Here is a 24415-nt window from a genome sequence, read left to right as displayed (position 1 = left end):
AGCAAAAATGAACTCGGATGGGCTGACTTTCGCGTGACTGACTATGCTGCGATTGAAAAGTGGTGGGAGATTGTCATGAGCGCCTATTGGATGGTCACCTTGCACACGCCACCAATGCGTCCTGACGGGACTACCCCACCGCAACAGGATGACTCAGGGGTAGTTTCGTCATTTACTCAACATTCAGCTTGGGATGCGGGGAATGGATGGAAGAACTGGCTCAATAACCTGCGCCTTATTCTGTTGCCCTGGGTGAGTTCCAATCTGCTCCAACCTTGGCTGACGGTCTTCCCAGTTCCTCAGTTGGAGAAAGGGTTTCAGACGCTCATCGGGCTTATGAATCTGTTTCCAGGTGCGCCTGTAACGACCTCACACATACTTTCCTCTGCCTAGAGCCATTGAAGAGCGATAATACCAATTCTTCAATAGGGAGCCACAAATAAGGAAGAGTAGCTACGGAGAAGTATTGATATGGCAGGGGTGCTGAGGATTGCGATTGAGGAATCGGCAGAAACGCTCAAGACCTTGCTGGATAAGCAACACGCTGCCGTCAGCCGCAGCAAAGTTCAGGTGTTGTGGTGGCTGAAGACAGGCGTGGTGACGAGCGTTAACCATCTGGCCCAACTGAGCGGCTATCATCGCACCACTGTGTCTAGATGGCTCTCTGAGTATCGCCAAGGAGGACTTGGAGGCCTTGCTAGCGGTGTATCCGAAGCCGGGTCGCACTCCGAAGATTCGAGGGGAGATTCGAGCGCGCTTGGAACCGGAATTACAAGATCCCGAAGGCTTTGGTAGTTACAAGGAAGTGCAGCAATGGCTGCAAACGGTTTGCGGGGTTAACGTAGCCTACAAAACAGTTCACGGGACAGTGCACTACCGCCTCAAAGCAAAACTCAAGCGACCGCGCCCGAGGTCAGAGAAGCAAGCGCCTGGGGCAGTGGAGGCGTTCAAAAGAACGCTGGACGCCTCATCGCTGGAGCGCTGAGTGACCCACAGCGACAACGCTATGGTAGCCGTATCCGCTATTGGTGCCAGGATGAGTGCCGAGTAGGGCTATTGACGGTGCAGCACCGCAAGTTGACCGCGTTTGGGGTCAAGCCGGTCGGGGAAGTCCAGTGGCGCTTCCTGTACCGCTAGCTCTATGGCGTCGTGGAACCGACGACAGGGGCAACCTTCATGCTGGAGTTCTCACACCTCGACAGTCTTTGTTTTGAAACCTTCCTCAACGCGTTGGCCAAGCAGTATCCCAACGACCTGCACATCCTTCAGGTGGACAATGCCTCAGCCCATTGCGCCTAATCGCTACAGGTACCAGACAACATCATTCTGCTGTTTCAGCCGCCCTACTGTCCTGAGCTTAATCCGATAGAACGCCTGTGGCAGGAACTCAAGCGGGCTTTAGCTTGGATGCAGTTTGATTCGATAGAGACCTTGCAGCAGGTGATTAGCCAGTGGCTGAATCGGTTGTCGCTTCCGCAGGTTCGTTCTTTGACGCAGTGGGGGTGGCTTATTGATGCCCTTTGTGTAGCGGGTATTTAAAGAATTGGTATTAGCCTTAACCAACCGGCCGCAACAACACCCCAGACCCACACAAGCTTCGGTGGTAGGCAACCCGTCCCAGGCGCAGCTAGGTTTTGTGAATACCGCCCTCAGTTATGCCCTATCGGCCTTACCTGGAGCTGAGAAGGAAGCCCGGCGAGTAGCGGATTTGCTCGGTACCGATGCGATTTTAGGGAGTACGGCGACTAAAGCCCTGGTACAAGCCCAAATGCCGGAGGCAAGAATAATCCACCTGGCGGCCCATGGACTACTGGATGAGGAGCGGGGGCTGGGCAGCGCGATCGCCCTTGTCCCTACCGAGACCGACAATGGCCTACTCACAGCCGCCGAAATTATCGAGCTCTCCCTCAGGCTGAGTTGGTGGTGCTGAGTGCCTGTAATACAGGCCGAGGGCGAATCACTGGCGATGGGGTGATCGGCCTGTCGAGAGCCTTTGTGGAGGCGGAGGTACCCAGCGTGGTGGTGTCGCTGTGGGCAGTGCCCGATGCCCCTACCGCAAAGCTCATGGTGGCTTTCTATTGAAGGGTTGCAGCGGGGGTTAGATCGGGCTCAAGCCCTACGTGGGGCCATGCTGGCCGTAATGGCTGAGCACCCTCAACCTAGAGATTGGGCGGCGTTTGTGGTACTGGGCGATCGCGGCCACACCGATCAGCGATCGCTTTAAGGCTGTATACATTCCGAGTTGGCACAGGTAAATCTGCTCGCTAAACTACAAGGCATTGGAAGGCGTTGAACCTCGATCTACAGCAAAACCCAGCGTGACTAAGTCAGGGCAAAGAGTAGATTCAGCGGTTCAGGAGGAATACCCTTGGGAATCACTCCGCTGTGGTCGAGAGCCGAGTTTCCATTTGGTCGATGACTTCGCGTGGTGCTCCCCATGCATAGTTGTCTAAAATAGTTTGGTAAATTTGCCGAAGCATAGCCTTCTGATCAGCAGCATCGGCACTATTAAAGCGATCTACGGTTGATTGAGTAAGGACAGTATTATAGATTTCATCGACGTTATGGTAAGTCGGAAAAGCCTCATATGCTTGACCAAAATAGTCTTTTGCCTGACTTAAATTACCTGCTAAGAGTGCTTCGAAACCCGCACTTTCACTTGCCTGCGCAGAGCCTTTGTCAACCTGTATATCAGGAGTGAGACTGACACCCTGATCCATAGCTTCCTGTTGCGTTTCTGCCAACCTGTTGTTAGCTTCATTGGTTTTGTGAACTTGGGCTTCTAATGCAGAATTTCTGGCTTCTAGTTCTTGATTTTTAACAACCATATTCTCATTTGCAAGTCGTAGCTTATCTTCATTAACTTCTAATTTTTCCTTCAGTCTGTAGGTGTTCAACGACCATGCAAAGCCTATGCTTAACATGGCTAGAATACCTATAATAGAACTAATAAATATGGCCTTATCACGAATCTTTCTTCTTTGACTTTCTCGACAACTGAACTTCACGAATTCCTTTTCTAAGCTATTTAGGTCATGGTATTGCTGAGCTTCTTCAAGTAATTCACCTCTTAGCAAAATTGCCTTAGGATAATTTCGCGCTTCCCACTCTTTTGCGGTATCAGTCAGGCGTAATCGTTGCCGCAGGCTAACGCGCTCATCATCCAGCCATTCAATTAAACGGGGCCAGTTGCGAATGAGGGCTTCATGCGCCACTTCGATTTGGGTATCGTCTGGGGTTACGCCAGGGGTTCGGCGCACCAGCCGAGCGGTACACAGTTTATCTAAAACGCGATTAATCCGGCCTGGGTCAATTCCCAATTGATGTAGCTCTTGTTGGCGAATACGGTTGTTGGTGACTTCCAGGCCAGTGCTGGGGCGCACCATCTTGAGTAAGATTCGCTTGGCTGTCTCCTGGTCTTCTGGAATCAGGTTGGTATAGAACTCATCGGCGCTGTGGGCCAGGGCACCACGCCCCCCACCCAGTTGACGGTAAGCATGGTAGGTAACCCGATTGCGATCGCGGTGTTCCCACAGTCGCAGCAGCATGAACTGCAACAGGGGTAAGGCAGCCGGTTCTCCTAAGACATCGGCAATGAGTTGATCGACAACGCCTGCTTCAAACTTAAGGCCGACCTGTTCCGCCGGGGCTTCGATCGCCTCTCTCAGCTCACCGGCATCCAGGGGCAAAACGCGGGCATGGCTGGCTTCAAACAGCGCCCAAAACTGAGGGAGCTTAGCTACCTGGGTTTCAAAGTCGCTCCGCATAGTCAGGATCAGATAATTTTTAGGAGAGCTTGAAGCCTGCACCAGAGCAACTAAATTTTCGATGAAAATGTCTCGAACCTTATCTGGGCAGAGGGTAAATATCTCCTCAAATTGATCAATCACTAAGACCGTTGGTCGATCTCCCACTCCCTGGCGGATTAACGTAGGTAAATTGGTTGTGCGTGTCTCTAGCTGGTGTACCTGCTGCCGCATCAGTTCGCGATCAAGGTTGGGGTCGGGGGAGAGGGTATTCACCAAGGTTTCGAGAGGATTACTGCCGGGTACCATGACGGCGAAGTAATGCCACTGGTCACTATTAGGCAAAGCCCCTGCTTTGAGCTTAGGAATTAAACCTCCCCGCACCACCGACGATTTGCCACTTCCCGATGCCCCAATAACCACCAACAGGGGCTGAACAGCTAAGGACTCTATCAGTTGAGCGGCCAGCCGCTGTCGCCCATAAAATAAGTTGGCATCCGTTTCCTTAAACGCATCTAACCCTAGGTAAGGGCAGTCAGCCTCGTTTAGCTCGGGGGCCAGGTTGATATCAAACTCTGCCAGGGTGGCGTTGTCGATGCTGTGACCGCTGCGCAACAGCACCGACACCCAGTAGTCGAGCAAACTCTGGGCGGCCAGGCGATCGTCATCGTTGTCAATCAGGGCTCCGGTTTCGCGGCCTTTCTTGATCAATGGACGGATGTTGGAAACGAGGGCATCTTTGTCATCGGTTTCGCGGTAAAGCTTGAGCAGGTCGCCGTGGGCTAGCCGCAACGATGCAAAGGAAGAAAACCTCAGGGTGCTGTCGTCGGATTTAGCGACGGTTGCCAGGTTTGTCATGAGATTTTCTCCACCACCAGGGCTATAGATTGGCTAATGGTCCGTAGCTCCCCACAGAGCTGAATCAGGCTGCGATCAAGCAGGGAAAAGTAGTTGAGGGCAGCGCGGCGGTAGACGCAAAAATGATGCCGAATTTTCGCCGGGTCGGTGGCGGCAATGGCATCGTCTAGTTTTTGTTCGCACTGCTGCAAGATCAAGATCTCGGTGTCAGAGTTTTGGGGGTAGAGCCGTTGGGTCTTTTCCTTCAGATCAGTCCACGACCATTCGAGTTCGGTGGTGTCGCGGCTGAGGTTGGTTTCAATGCGGCGCAAAATCGAGTCCACCTCTTGCCAGGCGTCGTGGGCCTGCACCTGTATGCCCAGACGAATACTCAGACCGGAGAGGGCGGCAATGCCATCGATAAACTGCTGCACCTTTGCGGGGTCGGCGGCGATCCCCTCCATTTTTTCCTTCAGCGTCACCAGGCTGGTTACCAACGCTGACAGTCGTAGGGCTTTGGCCGTTTCAGTCAGACTGGCATTGAGGCGCACGGGCTGGTCGGCCAACAGCTGGGTGAACAAAAAGATCGCTTTTTGCAGGGGACGGGTATCGAGGCTATCTACGGCGGTCTGAAGCTCTTGCTGGGCGGCGTCTAATTTGCTCACCCAGGGTGCATCAGATGCGGTGGCGGGGCGAGCCGCGATCGCCCGTCGGGCCTCTTGCAAAATGCCTTGCAGGGCCATGGCATACTCTGCCAGCATAGTCAGCGCCATCTCATCACTAGGGAACCGGCGAGCCTCCTGCACGATGTTGCGGTAGCACTCAATTTCAAGTTTGTGGAGCAGGTCGTGCAGGGTTTTGTAGTAGCTCAGCAGCTGAATCTGTTCGCCAACCAGCTTAAAGTCGCTCCGAAAGACCGTCACCGATGCATAAATTTCGTGGTTAGAGAGCAAATCGACGAGGGCCACAAAGCCCTCACGCACATCCTTTGTGCTGGTTTTGGCGGGGGAGGATTGGCCGATGGCATCGATAAAGGGCGTTAGGGGTGTTTTGAGGTATAGCTCTGGAATGAGCGCAGCGGGTAGCGTAGTCGGGAAAATTTCACCATCGTCAGCCATTGACAGGTCGCGGCGGCTACCCTGAGAGCTACACTGCACCTGAATTTCGCGGCAGCCGGTGGCGTGGGCGTTGGGGATTGATTCCCCTGCCCCCAGGGCCAGGTAAAAGCCTCGGGCGTAGGCGATCGCCACATCGTCGGGAATGGCGGTATTCATGCCAATGACGTAGTTAATGTGCTGCGAAATCGCCTGGGCTTGGGCTTTGGAATAGCAGGCGTTAATTACAACACATTCCACCGTGTCGGCTTCCTGTCGAAACAGATCTGACAACACCGCTGTGCCCACCTCAAATCGCTGCCCCTGTTCGCGCTCTAGCACCAGCCCCGGCTGCCCGGCCCCATGGCCGCAAAAGTGGATGATGCGAGGGCTCAGCTCTAAGATCGCCCGCTGCAAATCCTCCCATCGCACAGCGTCGCGTCGCACAAAGGTAAATTCATCGCGGCACTTCGACTGTTGTAGCAGAGTTTCGATATCGCGAATTTCTCGGTTGAGCTGGAGGGCCGAGGTGTCGTCGGGGTTGGCGGCTAACGTGAGAATGGTTTTCATGGGCGATGTTAAGGCGCAACCGGAGCTGGTCAAAGAAGCTACAAATCAGACGACTCGGAATCCGCATCTACGGCGAAAAAGGATAGGGATACAACGGTAGTTTGCATCCCTGCTGAGCGTTAAGCTCTCGCTTTATGGGGGTAATTTGCCTGAAGCCTTCGCCGTCTTGCTGATCAAGAGCATCTGTTAGTTGGTTGGCGAAAGCTGATATGCAGGCATTATCGCTATCTTGCAATAGGCTTAGGCTACTGCGAGACCCATCCATATCCCACGCGCTTACTTGAGTCTGAAGTCTGAAAAAGATTGATTGTTCGCTAGAGCTAAGGTCAAGACCTGACAAGTCCATACCAACACCCAAAGCTTCAAAAGCCTGAGTAGCAGCACTTTCCCTAACCAAATCTGATGGCGGGGCCTGAGTAGGCTGATGCTGCGGCAACAACCGGCGAAGTGAAAACCAATCTACAGTCTTCTCTTGATCGTCAAGAAGCTCATAATCAGAAATATCTAACTGACTTACTGACTCAGCACTCCGAAAATTTGCATCGCACGTGGCTCGATTTTCTTCGGACAAAATAGGACTATTAAGATAGCGCTGAAGATAGTCACAGCTCTTTTCAAGCAAACGATCTAGTTCAAACTCCCATTTTAGAAAACCGTCAAATGCAGCACCGCTACCAGAATTCTGCAAACGTATTGCATTCAACTGAGACCCATCGTGGCTGAACATCACTTTTTCAAGTGAAATATTGCTGAAATCTATGATTACCTCTCCTGAAGAACTTACAATTTGAGTGTCAATGGTTAAAGTCTTGCCAACTTGCGCTTGTCCTGTAGTGACAGCAAGTAAATATTTAGAAGGATGAGGGCTTGTGGATACAAGTTTGCTTCCACCAACACGATTGATCTCGATTTCATTGACGACTGGTTTTAAATTCTGGATATTCCAGGCTTGCACCCTGGCATTATTACTCATTCCAAGTGTCAGGACTTCTGAGTTAGGGCTAAATGACAAATCTACAAGATCATTAACAAAGTCATTGATTGGAAGATAAAATGACTTCTCTGTTTCAAAATTCAGGATTTGTAAGGAAGCTGCCAATTCTCCTTGCCGAAATTCATCTTCTCCTGTGGCGATCGCCATAGTTTTCCCATCAGGACTTAACGCAGAAGCATACAGAAAGGGATGGTCTATATCGGGAAAAAGTTGCTCTCCATCGCTGAATTCATTTTTCTTAATATCAAAAATGCCTATTTGGGTATAATCCCCAAAGACAATGAGAAACTCGTCTTGTAAAATAAAGCCTATGTTTTCAATGCCGCCAGGATAGCTCAGAGTATTCAAGAGATTGCCGTCGAGGTCGATGATCTTGACTATACTATTCCAACAGTCACCAGTATCTTCAACACTGAGAATTTTAGGTTTAATTAAATTTTGGGTTCTTGTTTGATCGTCATATTGAAGTTCACACTCTCCATAAGAAACTGCTAGTTCTTTGCCTGAATGACTAAATACCACTCTCGGGCGACCCCTAAATCCTAATAGACCTCCATCTCCTATGTCACCAAAGCTACCCAGAAAAAATGAATAATCTTCCTCAATCACAGGAAAATGATTAACTTCTAGACCCTGACTATCTTGTAAAGCTAATGTACCATCTACCTTGAGTAGGGCAAGGTTATTGCCATTAGGAGAGTAAGCGAAGTCGTAAACAGCAGCATCAAACACTTGAGGCTGAGCGTTTGTATCGGAATCAAGATAAATAAACTTCGTAACTTCCCTGCCATTTAAAACATTCTCTATGCCAATGATAGGTTTATTTGAATCGAACAATAGGTTTGAAAAGGAACCTCCAAAGGTTCCAGTCGCATCATCGTCCTTGAAATAATTGATTTCGACAGGATAAGAATCAATTTCTTCGCCATCCTTGGCAAGGCTTGTATTCCAGAACTTTACTGTCCCATTAATACAAGCAATTGCCAAGATACTTCCATCTGAACTAAGACGAACCGTATTGTTCTCAACATATGGATTGGGAGAAACGCCTGCTAGTCTCAGGGTGTTACAGAGTTGAGAGTCCAATTTTTTGACTTCGATAAGACCCCCATCTAAATTCCATTTTCTAACTTCCGCCAAGCCACCTACTGAGATTACTGTTTTTCCGTCTTGACTAAATGCAATGTCATCGGCAACAACATCGCGCTTTAAGACTTGAAGCCCGTTCTCATCAGTCTCATCTAGATATTCTGTCTCCTTTAAGTAGTCAGCATCACTAGTGTCAAAACTGGTTAAACTTGGAGATGTGCCACGCTCATTCAAAGTGCTGAGAATAGTTCTGTTGCCTGATTCTACATTCAGGAGAAAAACTATATTATCCGTAAATCCTGTGATCCAAGTATCTGAAGGATGAAGCGATATTTTCTGAAGGCTGACTAACTCCTCAGGATCTAAAAGAGATAGTAAATAGTCTAAATTTTTGCCGCTATCAAAGGCAATCAGCAAGGACTCTATGACAGATGGCGAAAATGAACTGATAATATTTAACCAGTCATCATGAAGGAAATTCTCGAGAGAAACCTGTTCGCCATCTTTGATTTGCCAAATATCAATACTCAAGTCATCTTGCTCTTCACTAATTGAGTTTGAGTCGCCAATAGTTGCAAAATAATTGTTTTTGGGCAGAAGCACTATTTTTGTTGGTGGATAGTCATTTGTTTTTTCAAGGACTAAGCTTCCTGAATCAATATTCCAGATTTTAATAACGCTATTGTTCTCAACGCTTGCGACTAGATTAGCCTCAGTGTTAATTGCTGAGGCTTTACCTGGAAGACCATAAAACTCCCAGCTCTTCTTCTCATCTCCTGCTCTATAGAAGGCTCTAAATAATGTAGTCATCGCTAAGTTTTCAAGGGTATCGTCTTCGCGGATTCTAGCCTCAGACTGCACAATTCTTCCTGCCTGAATTGCAGATATTAAAGCTTCTGAAAAATGCTCAGACTCAAAAGATGATAGCGAGTTTTCGGCAAGGTTGATTACATTTCTGCGTTCGGCTTCGATACGATTTCCTTCGGCTTCTTGGCGAGCATTTAAGATCACTAAACTGACTACTGCTGAAGCTGCTAGTAGTCCAGTCATGGCAATCCACCGAAAACTAACGTTGACCCTTTTTTTGTCAAGGCTACGTTGAATAAATTCAGCTTCGTTTTGATTGAATCGGTTTGGATCCGCTTGTCGAATTTGCTTAATGATGGGTAATCGAGCATCAGCATGCCAGAGAAATTGGCTTTTCCCCCCTTGTGATGTCCAATCATTTGCTGCAGGAGTTAGGCGGCGTTGCAATAGTAAGATTTCACGCTCATCAACTAGTGAAACCAATGGTTGTGACTTCCTGTTGGGGGTGTTGGACGCAATGGGTAAGCTTTCAGCACCTGACTCTAGCCATTTCAACAAGCGAGGCCAACCTTCGACTAGGGCATCGTGGGCTGGTTCAATGTAGGGTTCACTATCAGCGTTGGTGTCACTGACCAGTAGACGGGCTTCTTTGAACTGGGTAATTACCTGGTTCACCCGATTGCTCTGCGGTTCGGGATATTCCAATTCGCTTAGTGGCACCTGCCGCCGGGTGTTGCCAGTACCGCCAATCGCCACCATTCGCAGCATTACATGGCGGATGGTATCAGCAAAGGCGGGGTCTTGAGTGACCAACGCCTGATATTCTTCGTTGGCGCGGTTAACTAGAGCCTGTTTGATGCCGCCTAACTCTTCGTAGTCAACTACGGTAATGGCACGGCTGGTGCGGGTAGATGCCGTGCGCAAGTATTTGAGAAACAGCTCTCGCAGGGTAAACGACAGCAGCGGCAGTGCACCGGGCATTTCGTTGACCTCGTCGATTAGTCGATCGACGAGGTCGGGTGGGTCGAAGTAGATTACTTTGGCGGAAGCTGGAGCCTCGATCGCCGCTCGCAACTCCTCCCGATTCATAGGGCGAATCAGGAAGCGATCGCAACTCCACAGATTTTCCATAGCCATGCCACGAAACTGGGGCTCAAAGTCTGAGCGGAGGGTAAACACCACATAAAACCACTCAGAGCGCAGGTCTTGTCCCTGGGCAAGCAGCTGCAAAAACTGCTGCCGCTGATCTGGCTCTCGACAGAGGGAAAACAGTTCTTCGGCCTGGTCAATGACGAGCAGCAGTTTGGCCTGGGGGTTCGCCTGCCGCCACTGCTCCAGGCTGGTATGAAATGCCAAAGTCAGCGACTCAGGGGTATCGGTAGTCAACGTTAGCCCCGAGCTGCTGGCTTGAAGTGCCTGTACCAGCGCCTTCAGGGGGATAGCACCGGGGCGCAGTACCGCCAACACCTGCCACAGGGGTTGGCCACTGATATCTAGAGTGCGTTTCAGCGCAGGTACTAGCCCTGCTTTGACCAGGCTAGACTTGCCCGTACCTGAGGCCCCCAGCACCACAGTGTGTGGGTGAGTTTCTACAAAGGTTTGTAGGTCTTTGATCAGCTGCTGACGACCAAAAAACAGATTTTGGTGGATTTCTTCAAAGGCTTCTAGCCCTCGGTAGGGATTAGAGGCAGCGTTAAGGGGCGGCGCAGCGGGCAAGTTTGGCTGACGACCGGGCACCAAAAAGATGAACTCCCCTTTGCCGTGTTTATTGAGGGGCCACAACCCTGGGGTTTGCCGCCAGGCTTTCTCGAAAGTCTCAGGTTCGATCGCGTCGCGCAGGTACTGGTACAGCTCCGTAGCGGTGATGACGCCATCCCCCGCAGGCTGGCCATTTTTGGCCGGAGGGCTGGCATCGGCCACGCTGTTAGCCTGCAACGCCTGAATCAGCGCTTGGGCAAAGGGCGAATGCTGCCCCACCTGCCCTCGGTGATCAGTTAACGCCAAAACATCAAACGCCTTCTGGTCATCGGCTGCCGAGGTGATCACCTGCCAGGCGGGGTCGGTTAAAAACCGCTCGTAGCGTTCGCGGTGAATCACCTCTGGCACCGGGGAGAGGTCGCGGGTGGCTGACCAGCGAAAGGCTCCGGCAAAGCAGCAGTCGAAAATGCCTAGAAAGTGACGACAGGACAGGGCCGTGAGGGCATCGTGTACCTCGGTCATGGGTAGGTAGGTATCGCTTTTGCCCAGGGTGGCATCTTGGGGAATCAGATATCCCTCTGGCCCCTCGTCGCCATTGAAGGCCAGCCCGTGGCCAGCAAAGTAGAATAACAGCCGGTCATCGGGCTGAATGTAGGCGGGTAGCTTTTCAGTGAGGAGCGATCGCAGCACCGCCAGAGTCGCCTGCCCGTCTGTCAGTAGACTAGCCTGATAGCCGTGGTCGATACGGAGCACCTGGCTGATGTCGTGGGCATCGGCAACGGCGGTTTTGAGCAGTGGAATGCCGTTTTGATACTGATCAATGCCTACGACAATGGCAATGCTGCGATTAAACTCAACCATGGCGATGCTCCTCTAGGCCTAGGTAGGATTGAGGGCTAGTTTCGGGGGCGGGCTCGGTTGGGTTTAGCAGGCGCAGACCAAAGACTGCGGCGAGGATAAGGGCGATCACACCCACCACCCACCACAGCAGTGCTCCCTTTGCTTTCACCCCATCGATCCTAGACTCCCCATCCTGCGGCAGTTCCAGGATCGTGGCCTCTGGCCCTGGCTCTGGGGTCAAGGCCGTTAACACTAGCTGAGAGGCAACCATGTTAGGCTTAGTGGCACCGGACAGGATGCCCTGAATACTGCTCCCCAGCGTCTTCACCCCAGCGGGGTCGGTAAAGTACACCAGGTGGTCGCAGTCTACCTCTACCATCACCGGGGCCGGATGGCGTCCGGCAGGAATGGCTTTAATGCTTTCCACTGTCACGGCCAGGTCGTTGGGCACGCCATAGAAGGGCAGCTTCATAAGGGACTTTAGCCGCGCCACCAGTTTGCCCTTAAGGGTGTCTGGAGAGCCGGTAATTAGCGAGGTATTGCCCGCAATCACCGTGTAGGGAATGCCGGGGTCATCGCTGGTCGCCAGCTCTTGCAGAAACTCTGAGCCCGGATTCATTTCGTCGAGGGTCACGTCAATGTCCTCGATCTTCTCCAGCAGTGCCCCCACTGCCCGCAAGGGGAAGGCCACCGTCGACAGCCCGTTGATGACAAAGGCGGTCATGGCTGTCAGGCCTGCCTGCACCTGGGGCCAGGGAGAACCGGCGCTGGGGGTGCCCAGCAAAATCAGGTGTTGCACCACCTCGTTGCCGCCCTCTTGCTCAATGAACCAGCGGGACACCAGGCCCCCCATAGAGTGGGCGATGATGTGCAGGGTCTTGCCGTGGCTCGGTCCCAGCCCCGCTTCCCGCAGGCGCTTTTTCAGCTCTCGTGCGTGGGTACCGATGGGGGTGTTGAGGCTTTCGTAGTCGAAGGCCAGCACCAGGTCGTAGCAGTCTTTGAGAGGTTTGGCTTCTTCTCTTAGAGCAGCAACGGCGGTTTCGATACTGGGCACCATGCTTTGGGTGTCGCCAATGATGCCGTGGATGTAGAGGGCGATGCGGTTAGCCTGGGCCACCCGCTGGGCGACGATCGCCGGATCGACAATATAGGTAACCTCGCCCTTGCTGACTTCTGCGATCGCCAGCAAGGGATAGTCAAAAGTCACCCCAAGTTTTTGGCTCAGCTCTGGCCCCAGCTTATTCGTCACCACCTTTTGGAAGAAAATGCGAATCGCCCCGCCCAAGCTGCGTTGGCCCTCGCTGATGGGTTCGGGCAGGTGGTCAATAGTGATCTCGGTCTGGTTACCCTGGGCTATACCTCGCCCCAGGGGCAGGTAGAATTCGCCATCGTAGGCCACGGGCAGCACGTAAGCCCCGGCTTCCAGCGGCACATCAGCCACTACCCTAAGAGGATTTTCGGGAGTGACGGCTTCGGGATTTTTTACGTCCCGCAGTTCCAACGCGCTTAGCCCTGGGTCGGTGGCGCGGCTGGCGGTGAACTGAAAGGGCTGGGTTTGGTCGCGCAGCAGCGGCGGCAGAATGTGGTTGCCCAGATCTCGGGTCGATTGGGTGACGGTGGTAAGCCGCGCCTGGGCCTGAAAATTCGCCGGATTTTGAATCGTAATCCCGACCATGAGCTGGGCCCGGGATGCAGTGGCAGAGAGAGTCACCGAATCTCTAGGGTGAACGGTGGTGAGGGTGATCTGGCTAGTCATCCAGTCTTCAGTGACTTCATCCTCAGGGGCAGCGCCCAGGTCACGGGTTTGAACCCGCTTCATTAGGCGGTTTAGCATGCCCTGGGGTGGCAGCGATCGCGTCACATCTTCCCGATAGGTATCCCTTAGCCCCCCCTGATACAGGGTCAGCTTGCCCTGCTCTAGCAGCCGCCCATCAAAGGCGGAGGTGCTGACAATTAGCTTCAATACGTCTTTAAATTCGGTAATGCCCTGTTCCCACAGCTCCTTGGGCACCGAGGCGTAGACCAGCTTGCCGCCTAGGGCGTAGGCTTCTTCGCCGGGGTTGAGCCACAGGCCGCCGGCTTCAAACAGGGCGGCGCTGATGGCAAACCGCTCGGTCAGGTCGAGCACAGTGCAGTAGAGCCGCTGGTCGCTGGTGTTTTTGAGCCTGAGCTGAAACCCAGGAGCCTTGTGGTCGGCACTGTAGGTCAGGCGCAGTTCGTTACCGCTGTGGGTCTGGTCGAGCTGCACCACATCCATTTGCACCGCATTGGGAGCAATCCGGCTGGTGGGCGAGCTTTGCAACTCTAGGGTAGTTGTCCAGCGAGCCAGGTGCTCTAGCAGGGCCACGGTTTCGAGGGCGCTGGTGGCGCTGTAGCCCAGGGTAGGCTCTAGCAAAATGCGATCGTCGGCGGGGCGCTTGATGGCGTATTGATTGTCTTTGACCAACACCTGAAAGACCGCTGCCGTTGGGTCGTCGACTGCACGAATGTAGAGGGAGGGTTGCTGGGTCTTGTCTCCAGCGCGGGCGATCGCATCGTGCAATAGCCTCACCCCTGCCTCATCACCCACTAAATGCACCCCCATGGGTGGCAGCGGCAGGGCTTTGATCACCGCTTTGAAGGTCATATTGTGCTGAAGGTCGGTCACACCCGTCACCTCTACCCGGCTGAGGGCGGGCATGACAACGGTGACGGTAGCGGTACCCACCAGGTTGCCCTGCTGGAGCACCTCAGCGGTACTGTCAAAAGGGAACAGGGCTAGGACGGTCGTTTCTCCAGCGGTGGGCTGGGCGATGCCGTGGATGGTGCCGCCATCGATCACCCAGCCGTGGTCGCGGTGGTAGCTGACGGTGAAGTGGGGCCGCCGGGGCTGAATGGCACCCCCCAGGAAAGGTTGATCGAGATCGTCGGGAATGCTGGCCTCTAGCTGTGGGGCCTGGGCGGTGACCCGGCTCTGCACCAGAGTTGAACAGTTCTTAAAGACGTCTCGATAGGTGAGCACTCCGCTGGCTTTGTGCAGGGTCTCTAGCAAAAAGTAAGAAAACGCTCCCCGGTGCTCGCCGTCGCTGGAATATTCCTTGGCTTCTTCAATGTCTTGGCAGGCGGCGAGCAGCACATGGCGACCCTGGGGAATTTGCCAGCCGCTGTTAGATAGGCTGAGGCTACGGGTGGTCGGTTGATCGGGCAACTCTGCAGGCGCGACAATGAAGCTGCTCAAGGGACGCAGGCGTTTGTCGATGGGGGCGCGGCGCACGGCTTCGGTGGCTTGCAGGTCGCCCCGAGTGCCAGAGCCAGAGTGGCAGCAGTCGAGAATGACGATGATGTGAGGGTTTTTGGCGGCAACTTCGGCGATCAATTTGGCGAGTTCTTTGTCGGCTAAGTCCCAACTGCCTTCGGTGCGGCTGTCGTAGCAGACGAGGGTTTCATCGAGGCGATCGGGTTCTAGGTGCCAAAATTCTTCGGGGGCGTTTTCTTGGGAACCGTGGCCTGCATAGAAGAAGAGGGCGACATCATTGGGGCCAGCTTGGCCGAGGTGGTCGTGGAAACCGTCGATCACGGCCTGGCGGGTGGCTTGCTCGTTGAGAAGGACTTTTAGGTGCAGTTGGCCCGCATCTTGGCCTACTCGCCCTTCGAGGTAGGTTTGCATGGCTTTGGCGTCGTTGGTGCAGCCTTGCAAGGGGGGGACGGAGGAGGTGCGATCGTATTGGTTAATGCCGACAAGGAGGGCGTAGGTTTGGTGATTCATAGTAGTTCTCGGGACTAAAAGGTTTAAAGGCAATTGCTTTTAATGGAGTGCAAATCAAGTTTGCTTTCTGATGTTGGGCAAGGAAAGTTTGGCTACGGCTTGTGATAACTGCTCTGGAACGCCTGAAAAGCTAGTGGTCATCTGTTTATTGTCAGATTCAGAGACAGCTGGTTCTGGACAAAGCTCTTCTTTTTCTTCGGGATGTGCGTTGATATAAAACTGCAACCAATCACAGCTTTTCTCCATTAGATAGCTGAATTCCAAAGGCCATAGCTTCACATCCCCGTCAGCTCCCCCTGATGCCAAATACTGGCCGTCGGGGCTGAACGTGAGCTGCCAAACTCCCCCTTCATGCTGGTTGTCGGGTAGAGCGACCGCTGTGCCATCAGTTCGCCACAGTTTTACGACCCCTTCATCGCCTCCTGATGCTAAATACTGGCTGTCGGGGCTGAACGTGAGCTGCCTAACTGCCCCCTCATGCTGGTTGTTGGGTAGAGTGACCACCGTGCCATCAGTTCGCCACAGTTTTACGACCCCTTCATCGCCTCCTGATGCTAAATACTGGCCGTCGGGGCTGAACGTGAGCTGCCTAACTCCCCCCTCGTGCTGGTTGTCGGGTAGAGCGACCGCTGTGCCATCAGTTCGCCACAGCTTCACATCCCCGTCAGCTCCCCCTGATGCCAAATACTGGCCGTCGGGGCTGAACGCGAGCTGCCTAACTGCCCCTTCATGCTGGTTGTCGGGTAGAGCGACCACTGTGCCATCAGTTCGCCACAGCTTCACGACCCCGTCAGAATCTCCCCCCGATGCCAAATACTGGCCGTCGGGGCTGAACATGAGTTGCCCAACTCCCCCATGCTGGTTGTCGGGTAGAGCGACCACTGTGCCATCAGTTCGCCACAGCTTCACATCCCCGTCAGCTCCCCCTGATGCCAAATACTGGCCGTCGGGGCTGAACGTGAGCTGCCAAACTTCCCCCTCGTGCTGGTTGTCGGGTAGAGCGACCGCTGTGCCATCAGTTCGCCACAGCTTCACATCCCCGTCAGCTCCCCCTGATGCCAAATACTGGCCGTCGGGGCTGAACGTGAGCTGCCAAACTCCCCCCTCATGCTGGTTGTCGGGTAGAGCGACCGCTGTGCCATCAGTTCGCCACAGCTTCACATCCCCGTCAGCTCCCCCTGATGCTAGATACTGGCCGTCGGGGCTGAACGTGAGCTGCCAAACTTCCCCCTCGTGCTGGTTGTTGGGTAGAGCGACCGCTGTGCCATCAGTTCGCCACAGCTTCACATCCCCGTCAGCTCCCCTTGATGCCAAATACTGGCCGTCGGGGCTGAACGTGAGCTGTCCAACTCCCGACTCATGCTGATTGTCGGGTAGAGCGACCGCTGTGCCATCAGTTCGCCACAGCTTCACATCCCCGTCAGATCCCCCTGATGCTAGATACTGGCCGTCGGGGCTGAACGTGAGCTGTCCAACTCCCGACTCATGCTGGTTGTCGGGTAGAGCGACCGCTGTGCCATCGGTTCGCCACAGCTTCACGACCCCGTCAGAATCTCCCCCTGATGCCAAATACTGGCCGTCGGGGCTGAACGTGAGCTGCCAAACTCCCCCCTCATGCTGGTTGTTGGGTAGAGCGACCGCTGTGCCATCGGTTCGCCACAGCTTCACGACCCCGTCAGAGTTCCCTGATGTCAAATACTGTCCGTCAGGGCTAAACGTGAGCTGCCCAACTCCCCCATGCTGGTTGTCGGGTAGGGCGACCGCTGTGCCATCGGTTCGCCACAGTTTCACGCCCCCGTCAGAGTATCCCCCTGATGCCAAATACTGGCCGTCGGGGCTGAACGTGAGCTGCCCAACTTCCTCCTCATGCTGGTTGTCGGGTAGAGCGACCACTGTGCTGTCGGTTCGCCACAGCTTCACATCTCCGTCAGCTCCCCCTGATGCTAGATACTGGCCGTCGGGGCTGAACGTGAGCTGCCAAACTCCCCCTTCATGCTGGTTGTCGGGTAGAGCGACCACTGTGCCATCAGTTCGCCACAGCTTCACATCCCCGTCAGCTCCCCCTGATGCTAAATACTGGCCGTCGGGGCTGAACGTGAGTTGCCTAACTTCCCCCTCGTGCTGGTTGTCGGGTAGAGCGACCACTGTGCTATCGGTTCGCCACAGCTTTACATCCCCGTCAGCTCCCCCTGATGCCAAATACTGGCCGTCGGGGCTAAACGTGAGCTGCCTAACTTCCCCCTCGTGCTGATTGTCGGGTAGAGCGACCGCTGTGCCATCAGTTCGCCACAGCTTCACATCCCCGTCAGCTCCCCCTGATGCCAAATACTGGCCGTCGGGGCTGAACGTGAGCTGCCAAACTCCCCCTTCATGCTGGTTGTCGGGTAGAGCAACCGCTGTGCCATCGGTTCGCCACAGCTTCACATCCCCGTCAGAATCTCCCCCTGATGCCAAATACTGGCCGTCGGGGCTGAACGTGAGTTGCCCAACTCCCCCTTCATCCTGGTTGTCGGGTAGAGCGACCACTGTGCCATCAGTTCGCCACAGCTTCACATCCCCGTCATATCCCCCTGATGCTAAATACTGGCCATTAGGGCTGAACTTAAAATCCCGAATGTTTTGGAAAATAGAAATTTCTTTGACTCGTGTCCCAGAAGCGTAAAGTTGAGCCCATATTTGAACAATCAACTCATGATCTTTTTCAAAATAAGAGTTTTGTTGTATTAAATTCCCTGCTTTAGTGGCTTCTAATAGAGCCTCAAAAGGTTTATCAGATGCCAAATACGTCGAAGCCGCTTGGTTTAAAGTCTGCACTGTTTGTCGTTGGGCCTTCCTAGACTCCTTAACAGCCTGAGCACCTTGATAAACTGCTATCCCCGCCACTGAAATGATCACAGCTAAAACACCAGTTGTTCCCAATACCCACCGCTGAAATAATTTATCCTTGCGGTCAATGCTTTTTTTGACAAAGCCATTCTCTTGCTGATTTAGCCAGTTGCTTTCGTGCCCCTGTTGTCTTTGCACCTGTCTTAACTGTGCCAAACGAGGATCCCTCGTCCAAAGATATTCATACTCTCTCCTCTGACCGCGATTAGATAACCATTGCTCTGAGGCTTCCGTTACATGACGCTGCAAGGTTGGATCAAACTTGAGCTGTTTGACTATTTCTGATTTCTTCCTGTTTTTACGAACCTGCTTCAGAAAAACGTCGCTTAAAAGACGTTCTCTAATGCTTGGTTCCCGTTGAACCTCAACCTCTTCCTTCAGCCACTCCGCAATCTTCTCCCATCCCCGCACCAAAACATCATGGGCTGGCTCCACATATTCCCCGTCTGCCGATCGCCCCGCCATCACCAGTCGCTGCTCAATCAGCAGATTCAAAATTGCCTCAACCCGCTCATTCTCCCTCGCTTCTGAGTAAACCAACTCCGTTCTCGGCACCCGCCGCCGCGCCAGTTCTCCACCCTCAAACACCACCATCCGCAGCATAATGTTGCGCAACGTGCGTTGCCCCACCTCATCCAGCGCATCAAATTCCGCATTGGCCCGGTGGCGCAAAGCCCCGCTCACCTTACCAAGCTGCTCATAGTCCTTTTGCTTCAGAGCACGGTCGGGCTTGTCTTCCCGCCACCGCTCCGCACATTTCAGATATAGCTCACTCAGCACAAACGACAGCAGCGGCAACGCCCCCGGCATCTGCACCACCTCGTTAATTAACTCATCCACCAAGCTGGCGGGGTCAAAGTGCAGCACCGCCTCATTGGCTGGCCCTTCAATCGCCTGCCGCAGGTCATCCTGCGTCATGGGCGGCACCACCAGGCGATACTTTTCAGTCCAACCTGTTTGCCACGGCTGGCTAAACAACTGCATCACCAACGGTTCAAAATCCATCCGCACCGTCAGCACCGCATGGAGTCGCTGCGGAAAAGCAGCCAGGGCACTTTCTAGATGGTGAACAAACCGCTGACGAACCTCCTCATCCCGCACTTGGGTAATCAGCTCTTCAGCCTGGTCGACCACCAGCAATAGGTGGCTCTGCGGGTTCTGGCCTAACCAATCGCTCAACAGCGTCTTGAGCAGTGTGTCATCCTGTTTCAGCTGTTGGGTCAGGTGTTGCACATAAGCTTGGGTTGCACTAATCAGGGCATTGAGCTTGGCCTGGTCAGCCTCTCCAACTCTGGTCGAGCCCTCGGATGAGTGTCGGGTCAGCCAGTTTTCCAGGGTTTTGGCCCACTCCAGTGCCAACGTCATCTGGGCTTTGGGTCGTTGCTCTAGAGAGTTCCAAGCTTTGAGAAACGACTTCGACAGGTCAGCCTGCCGCGCCTGGACCACCGTTTGAAACGCCGTCAACGCAGTTAACGCCTCTGCGTGGAGGGCTACCGTCTCTGCCAACTCCTGCGCAAAGGGCAACATCATCTGAGCCAGCGCCGATAGCGGGTCGTTGCCCGGTCGCAAAGTTGGTAGTGTCACCCACGACTCGGTTACCCAGACCTCAGTATCTTTAAACTCCCGCCGCCGCTCAAAAAAAGATGCCCGCTTGAGAAAAGGCACCAACCCCGCCTTCACTAGGCTCGATTTTCCGGTGCCCGAAGCCCCTACCACCACTGTCAGCGAATTCGTTTTGATGTGGTCGGTATATAGGCGCTTAATCAGCTTGTCTCGGCCAAAAAATAGGTTGCCGTGGCGTTCTTCGTAGGCTTGCAGACCACGATAGGGGTTGTTATCAGGGTTGAGGGTAGGTGCCGGCTCTAATTTTTCGGCGTCGAAATCGCTAGCGAGAAAGAAAAATTCGCCGCGATCGTGCTTTGGCAACGGCCATAGTCCCGGTGTCTGCCGTTCTTTAGATTTCGTCTCTACAGAATCTCGTAGATAAAGGTACAACTCCGTTGCGGTAATCACCTGGTCGCTAATTAGGTCGGCCTTACCCGCTAGGGCCTCAAACAATGCCATCGCAAAGGGGGAATGATCGCGATCGCCCTGAGTCGTTCCTCGGTTATCGCGCAAAATATCCAGAGCCTTTTGGTCGTAGGAAGCCGAGGTCAGTACCTGCCAAGCAGGCTCGCTTTGAAACCGCAGAAACCGTTCGCGATACATGCGCTCTGGCACCACCAAATCCCGCGTGCTAGCCCAGCGAAACGCCCCCGCAAAGCAACAGTCTAAAATCAGCAAAAAGTGTCGACAGGGCAATTTTTCTAGAGCTTTGTACATTTTCTGCATCGGCAAAAAAGTGCTCTCATCCTCCGGTCTCGCATCCTGAGGAATCAAATAGCCCATTGGCCCTTCCGTCTCTGGTGACCCTGTTTTAGACGCGTTAAGACTGGCCTGCTTGGCAATGCCGTGCCCCGCAAAATAGATCAGCAAACAGTCTTGGTCAGTAACGGTCTGAGGCAATTTTTCCTTAAACAGCTGCCTCAACCCCGTTAGGGTAGCCACCTCATCCAGGAGCTCAACCACCTGGTAGCCATGGTCGTTTTTCAACGTCGCTGCCAGCACCTGGGCATCTTGCACCGCCGTTTGCAGAGGGGCAATACCGTGATGGTATTGATTAATGCCAATGACAATGGCTAGTTTGCGATCAAAATTTTTCATATCACAGCCCTTTGTGCCCAGGCGCTAAATGGACCTTAGTTAGTCGATGCGTCTTGATGGAGCAGGTAGCTTACGATTAGCAATATTTTTGCCATCTGCGCAAATTGAATGGCTGCACCACAGCTCACTTCTGGTGTGCATACTGACTTACTTCAGCGCGTTGAGGATATCTCTTAACCGTTTGCTCAATTCAACGAACGTTTCCATCTGCTGGTTACTCAGTGGACTACCCAATTCCTTCATTTCCTTAAGATCAATGAAATTTCCCAAATCTTGAAACTTCAGAGCATCACCAACAATATCCTTCAAAACCTCTCTCTGCTCAACCCGGACACCTTGAGGATCCGTAATTTGCGCATGATTGAGAATAGCGGCCACCTGCTGATTCTTCCGCAGCTCTTGGCTATCTCCAGAGCTAATCAGTACTGGCACAACTTTGATGACTACATAGTCATCCTGTATGGGCAACTCTCTGTCAGCCACTGCGAAGTACTCTAGATGCAGCCCTCTTAGCCGATACTTCACTGCTTCAGTAGGTTGATTAAAAAGGATGTAGGCTCCACAGCGTAACTTCGCTTCTCCATCAGGAAAGAGCCCATAGAAATCTACCTGGCTATTGAATACAACCTGGTTTTGTTGTTGCAAGGCTGCAAGTTTAGCCAGTCCAAGCACGGCATTGCTGACAGGCCCAGCAAAGGGAATCAAGGTGGGAAAGACTGCTCCAAACTGCTTGTTCATTTGGCTAAGTTCGGCAAGAACCGCTGTCTCATCATTTAGGCCTTTATCAACCTCTATGATAGATACTTCAATCCAGACTCGGTTTTTGAGAGAATGATTCTCCTTACAAAACACATGCTCAAACTCTAAATTATCCTTCACTTTCCCTGCTGGCACATCCATTCCGAAAAAGTTAATAGCCTCTGTCGCAGGTTCATTGCCGTATCTAACCTGCGACTTAACTAAGAGATCATTTCCACTCTTTTCGCCGTCATAGTTCTTATTAACTAAGAACGTTTCTAACGTGATAGTAAAAGCCCCACCAGCTTCAACCAACTTATCTGTGGGTGCTAGCGGTGAAAATGCTCTTTGAAGTCTTGCCCCTTCAGCATTATCCAGCTCAGCAAGTGGAACAAACCAACAGGTGTCTTTACTAATGTCCCTTGATCGGCCTTCCATAGTGCTCTCTTTTTTAGTGTGGCAATGGACAATGAACTACATTGCGTTTGAAATAGAAAAAATGTAGAAAACTGTCTGTGAGCCCGGCTACCGAGTTTGCAGCCAGGCTCATGCTGCTAAATCTAGATTCCCAGCTTTTCTAAAGTTTTGGGGCCAACAACACCGTCAGCCACCAAACCATATTTTTGCTGAAACTCTTCAACCGCTCGTTTAGTGCCAGGGCCAAAGACAGCATCGACTGTCACGGCAATGCCATCGGCTTTCAGCGCTGCCTGCACTTTGCGCACCCATTCCCCTTGCATATTGGGAGTCGTGAGCTGGAGCGTCGGGCAAGTTGTAGCAACATTGCCTTTCAGCAGCGCTAGCCCAGTGGTGAAAGCTTGGGTGAAGGCGTCAAGGCCGTGATGACCTCCGTTAACAAATCGGCGTGCTTTTGCATAATCTTTACGGGCAAGCGCAACGCGAGTAGGGGATTCCTTGCTCTTCAAAAAGAGTGCCAAGAGGTCAGCTGCAATTTGAGGATCATTGGCTAGATCGGGTTCATTTAGGAGGCGATCGCCTAATCCTAGTTCAGCACTGAATTTCCCGTAATTGTGCTTGCCTGTAAGTTGTACAAAGCCTCGACCTTTGTACTTGTCTCCGTCGCCAACAGCGTTATTTCCCAAATCCTCGAGCCTGAAATCATACTTGCCAAAGGGACGACCACCATCCTCAGTATTCCATTTAGACTGATACTCACTAATAGGTACGAAACTGCCCGTTTCTGCCCGGATAGTGCCTAAGGCCATCAGCACCATATCGCGATCGCCCAAACCAACCTTTTCTAATGCCCGTAACACTGGTGGTAAATACGTCTCAATATTGGCTCGTGGAGTACCCTGAAAAATTTGAGCCACCAGGTCAACGGCGAACAGCCCCGTATCCACCGTTCTAGGAGAAGCCTTGTAGGCATAACCTAGAGCCGACAACGTTTGTGGCCCAGCTACCCCGTCAGCAGTCAACCCAGCCTGACGTTGAAAGGCCTCGACAGCAGCTTTAGTTTTGGGGCCAAAGTCACCATCGCACTCTCCGGCATAGCAACCTTTGCTGGCCAGTAACGTTTGCATTTCTGCTACTTCCAGGCCCACCTGGCCCTCTTTGAGCGTGGTACTGATCGCCTCTGCTTGCGCGGGTACTTCTGGTTTAGAGGCAAGGGGTGGGGTTATTTCAAGCACATCTGAGGTTACAGGCTTATTAGTCTCAGTCGCACCCTGTTGACCTAGAACCTGAGCCAGAGTTTGCGAACCAGCTACGCCATCGGGTGTAAGCCCAAGCTTTTCTTGTACTCGTTTTAGGGCAGCCTCAGTACCTGGCCCAAAGTCACCATCAGAGGTGATGTCTTCTCCGTGTTCAATCAGAGCCCGCTGCAATTTTTGAACATCAGAACCTTGCATAGAAGGTCGTGAGAGTTTTAGAGTCCTGGGATTAGCATCCCAAGGTGCGATCGCAAAGCCACGCACCGGAGATTTGTTAAGTCGGCTCTGAGTTTGGTCACCCCACTGGCCATCCTCTGAAATTTTGTCTCCAGGGTTATTCTTATTCCAAAGCTGTTGAAAGGCTTTGACAGCTGTAGTCCGAATATCCACGACTCTGCCACCCACATAATCAAAGTGCCAGGGATCACTTGGCATTCTAGCCCCTAACCATTTCCAGCCATAGCGTTCTAGGTATGGACACCACGCTTGGTGGTCATGAACATCTAAGGCGATACCACTCTGGTGATTACTTTTTCCTGGCTTTGCTACATCCGTTAGCCCACATCCCCCACCACCATTTCTACGGTTATAGAGAAAGAGCTGCTGAGCAATAGTGCGGTATCCCGAGCTAATCTTCATCGGTTGCCCTCGATCAGCGATCGCCTTGCGTAAAGACTCTTTAGCATCAGGCTGGAGAAAGGGGAAGGCTGCCTGATCTAGCTGTACGTTCAGATCATCAAAGCTCACCATAATGTTGGGTGAGAGCAAATTCATTTGGTAGATCAGCTGCTGAGATAGCCCATTTGCGATCGCAGTCGAACATCCAGCTGCACTAGCCAGTGGAACCGGCGTCAAAGAGCGAGTTGAAACAATTTCTGCTGTGGCTTCAACCTGGTTAATCTCCGCTTCAGACTCAAATTCAAAGTCCTGCAACAGAGTTTCTGGATCAACAGTTAAGTCTTCCATGATCGCCTCGAATAAATTGACAAGTCGAT

12 protein-coding genes and 1 pseudogene are annotated in these 24415 nt (G+C 52.7%); 6 read left to right on the top strand and 7 right to left on the bottom strand.

Annotation, left to right across the window (positions count from 1 at the left end; genetic code table 11):
- From H6F57_RS02100 to H6F57_RS27885, 6 genes and pseudogenes are all read left to right on the top strand, one after another.
- Positions 1 to 393: pseudogene (locus H6F57_RS02100) on the top strand (IS701 family transposase); the annotation flags it as partial.
- Positions 394 to 471: 78 nt separating this feature from the next.
- Positions 472 to 795 (top strand): helix-turn-helix domain-containing protein, encoded by a 324-nt coding sequence (locus H6F57_RS02095; protein WP_190626593.1) that lies wholly within the window; start codon positions 472 to 474, stop codon positions 793 to 795.
- Between the two features lie 354 nt (positions 796 to 1149).
- Positions 1150 to 1299 (top strand): hypothetical protein, encoded by a 150-nt coding sequence (locus H6F57_RS02085; RefSeq protein ID WP_190794970.1) that lies wholly within the window; start codon positions 1150 to 1152, stop codon positions 1297 to 1299.
- A gap of 244 nt (positions 1300 to 1543) precedes the next feature.
- On the top strand, positions 1544 to 1930 hold the full coding sequence (locus H6F57_RS27400; RefSeq protein ID WP_242042918.1) for a CHAT domain-containing protein: 387 nt from the start codon (positions 1544 to 1546) through the stop codon (positions 1928 to 1930).
- Entirely contained in the window at positions 1924 to 2082 is a 159-nt protein-coding gene (locus tag H6F57_RS27890; RefSeq protein ID WP_313933585.1) for a CHAT domain-containing protein, read from the top strand. Before H6F57_RS27400 ends, H6F57_RS27890 begins: the two co-directional genes overlap by 7 nt.
- Positions 2045 to 2224, top strand: coding sequence for a CHAT domain-containing protein (locus tag H6F57_RS27885; RefSeq protein WP_277881767.1), 180 nt, complete (start codon positions 2045 to 2047; stop codon positions 2222 to 2224). The genes H6F57_RS27890 and H6F57_RS27885 overlap by 38 nt, the downstream gene beginning before the upstream one ends.
- 151 nt (positions 2225 to 2375) lie before the next feature.
- On the opposite strand, the gene H6F57_RS02070 is transcribed toward H6F57_RS27885, so the two are convergent.
- The 7 genes from H6F57_RS02070 to H6F57_RS02035 form a co-directional block, all read right to left on the bottom strand.
- Positions 2376 to 4388, bottom strand: coding sequence for a hypothetical protein (locus tag H6F57_RS02070; protein WP_190626589.1), 2013 nt, complete (start codon positions 4386 to 4388; stop codon positions 2376 to 2378).
- A 212-nt stretch (positions 4389 to 4600) separates the two neighbouring features.
- Positions 4601 to 6247: a CHAT domain-containing protein gene (locus H6F57_RS02060; RefSeq protein WP_190626587.1), complete on the bottom strand. Its 1647-nt coding sequence runs from the start codon at positions 6245 to 6247 to the stop codon at positions 4601 to 4603.
- A 67-nt stretch (positions 6248 to 6314) separates the two neighbouring features.
- Entirely contained in the window at positions 6315 to 11696 is a 5382-nt protein-coding gene (locus tag H6F57_RS02055) for a caspase family protein (RefSeq protein ID WP_190626584.1), read from the bottom strand.
- A complete protein-coding gene (locus H6F57_RS02050; RefSeq protein ID WP_190626582.1) occupies positions 11689 to 15420 on the bottom strand; it encodes a caspase family protein in 3732 nt (1243 codons plus the stop codon). Before H6F57_RS02050 ends, H6F57_RS02055 begins: the two co-directional genes overlap by 8 nt.
- A 54-nt stretch (positions 15421 to 15474) precedes the next feature.
- Entirely contained in the window at positions 15475 to 21009 is a 5535-nt protein-coding gene (locus H6F57_RS02045) for a caspase family protein (RefSeq protein WP_190794967.1), read from the bottom strand.
- A gap of 147 nt (positions 21010 to 21156) precedes the next feature.
- On the bottom strand, positions 21157 to 22185 hold the full coding sequence (locus tag H6F57_RS02040; RefSeq protein ID WP_190630614.1) for a hypothetical protein: 1029 nt from the start codon (positions 22183 to 22185) through the stop codon (positions 21157 to 21159).
- 122 nt (positions 22186 to 22307) lie between these two features.
- A complete protein-coding gene (locus tag H6F57_RS02035; protein ID WP_190630611.1) occupies positions 22308 to 24386 on the bottom strand; it encodes a peptidoglycan-binding protein in 2079 nt (692 codons plus the stop codon).
- Positions 24387 to 24415: the final 29 nt, after the last annotated feature.

The organism is Leptolyngbya sp. FACHB-60, assembly GCF_014695775.1.
In the GTDB taxonomy this organism is placed as follows: Bacteria; Cyanobacteriota; Cyanobacteriia; order Phormidesmidales; family Phormidesmidaceae; genus Nodosilinea.
The sequence above is the reverse complement of the archived record's forward strand: the minus strand, read 5'-3'. Positions and strand labels throughout refer to the sequence as shown.

What these genes read in the sequence shown, in the direction of transcription:
- H6F57_RS02055 (WP_190626584.1), bottom strand. Translation starts at nt 11,696, where the DNA reads ATGGTTGAGTTTAATCGCAGCATTGCCATTGTCGTAGGCATTGATCAG.
- H6F57_RS02035 (WP_190630611.1), bottom strand. Translation starts at nt 24,386, where the DNA reads ATGGAAGACTTAACTGTTGATCCAGAAACTCTGTTGCAGGACTTTGAA.
- H6F57_RS27885 (WP_277881767.1), top strand. Translation starts at nt 2,045, where the DNA reads ATGCCCCTACCGCAAAGCTCATGGTGGCTTTCTATTGAAGGGTTGCAG.
- H6F57_RS02040 (WP_190630614.1), bottom strand. Translation starts at nt 22,185, where the DNA reads ATGGAAGGCCGATCAAGGGACATTAGTAAAGACACCTGTTGGTTTGTT.
- H6F57_RS02050 (WP_190626582.1), bottom strand. Translation starts at nt 15,420, where the DNA reads ATGAATCACCAAACCTACGCCCTCCTTGTCGGCATTAACCAATACGAT.
- H6F57_RS02060 (WP_190626587.1), bottom strand. Translation starts at nt 6,247, where the DNA reads ATGAAAACCATTCTCACGTTAGCCGCCAACCCCGACGACACCTCGGCC.
- H6F57_RS02045 (WP_190794967.1), bottom strand. Translation starts at nt 21,009, where the DNA reads ATGAAAAATTTTGATCGCAAACTAGCCATTGTCATTGGCATTAATCAA.
- H6F57_RS02095 (WP_190626593.1), top strand. Translation starts at nt 472, where the DNA reads ATGGCAGGGGTGCTGAGGATTGCGATTGAGGAATCGGCAGAAACGCTC.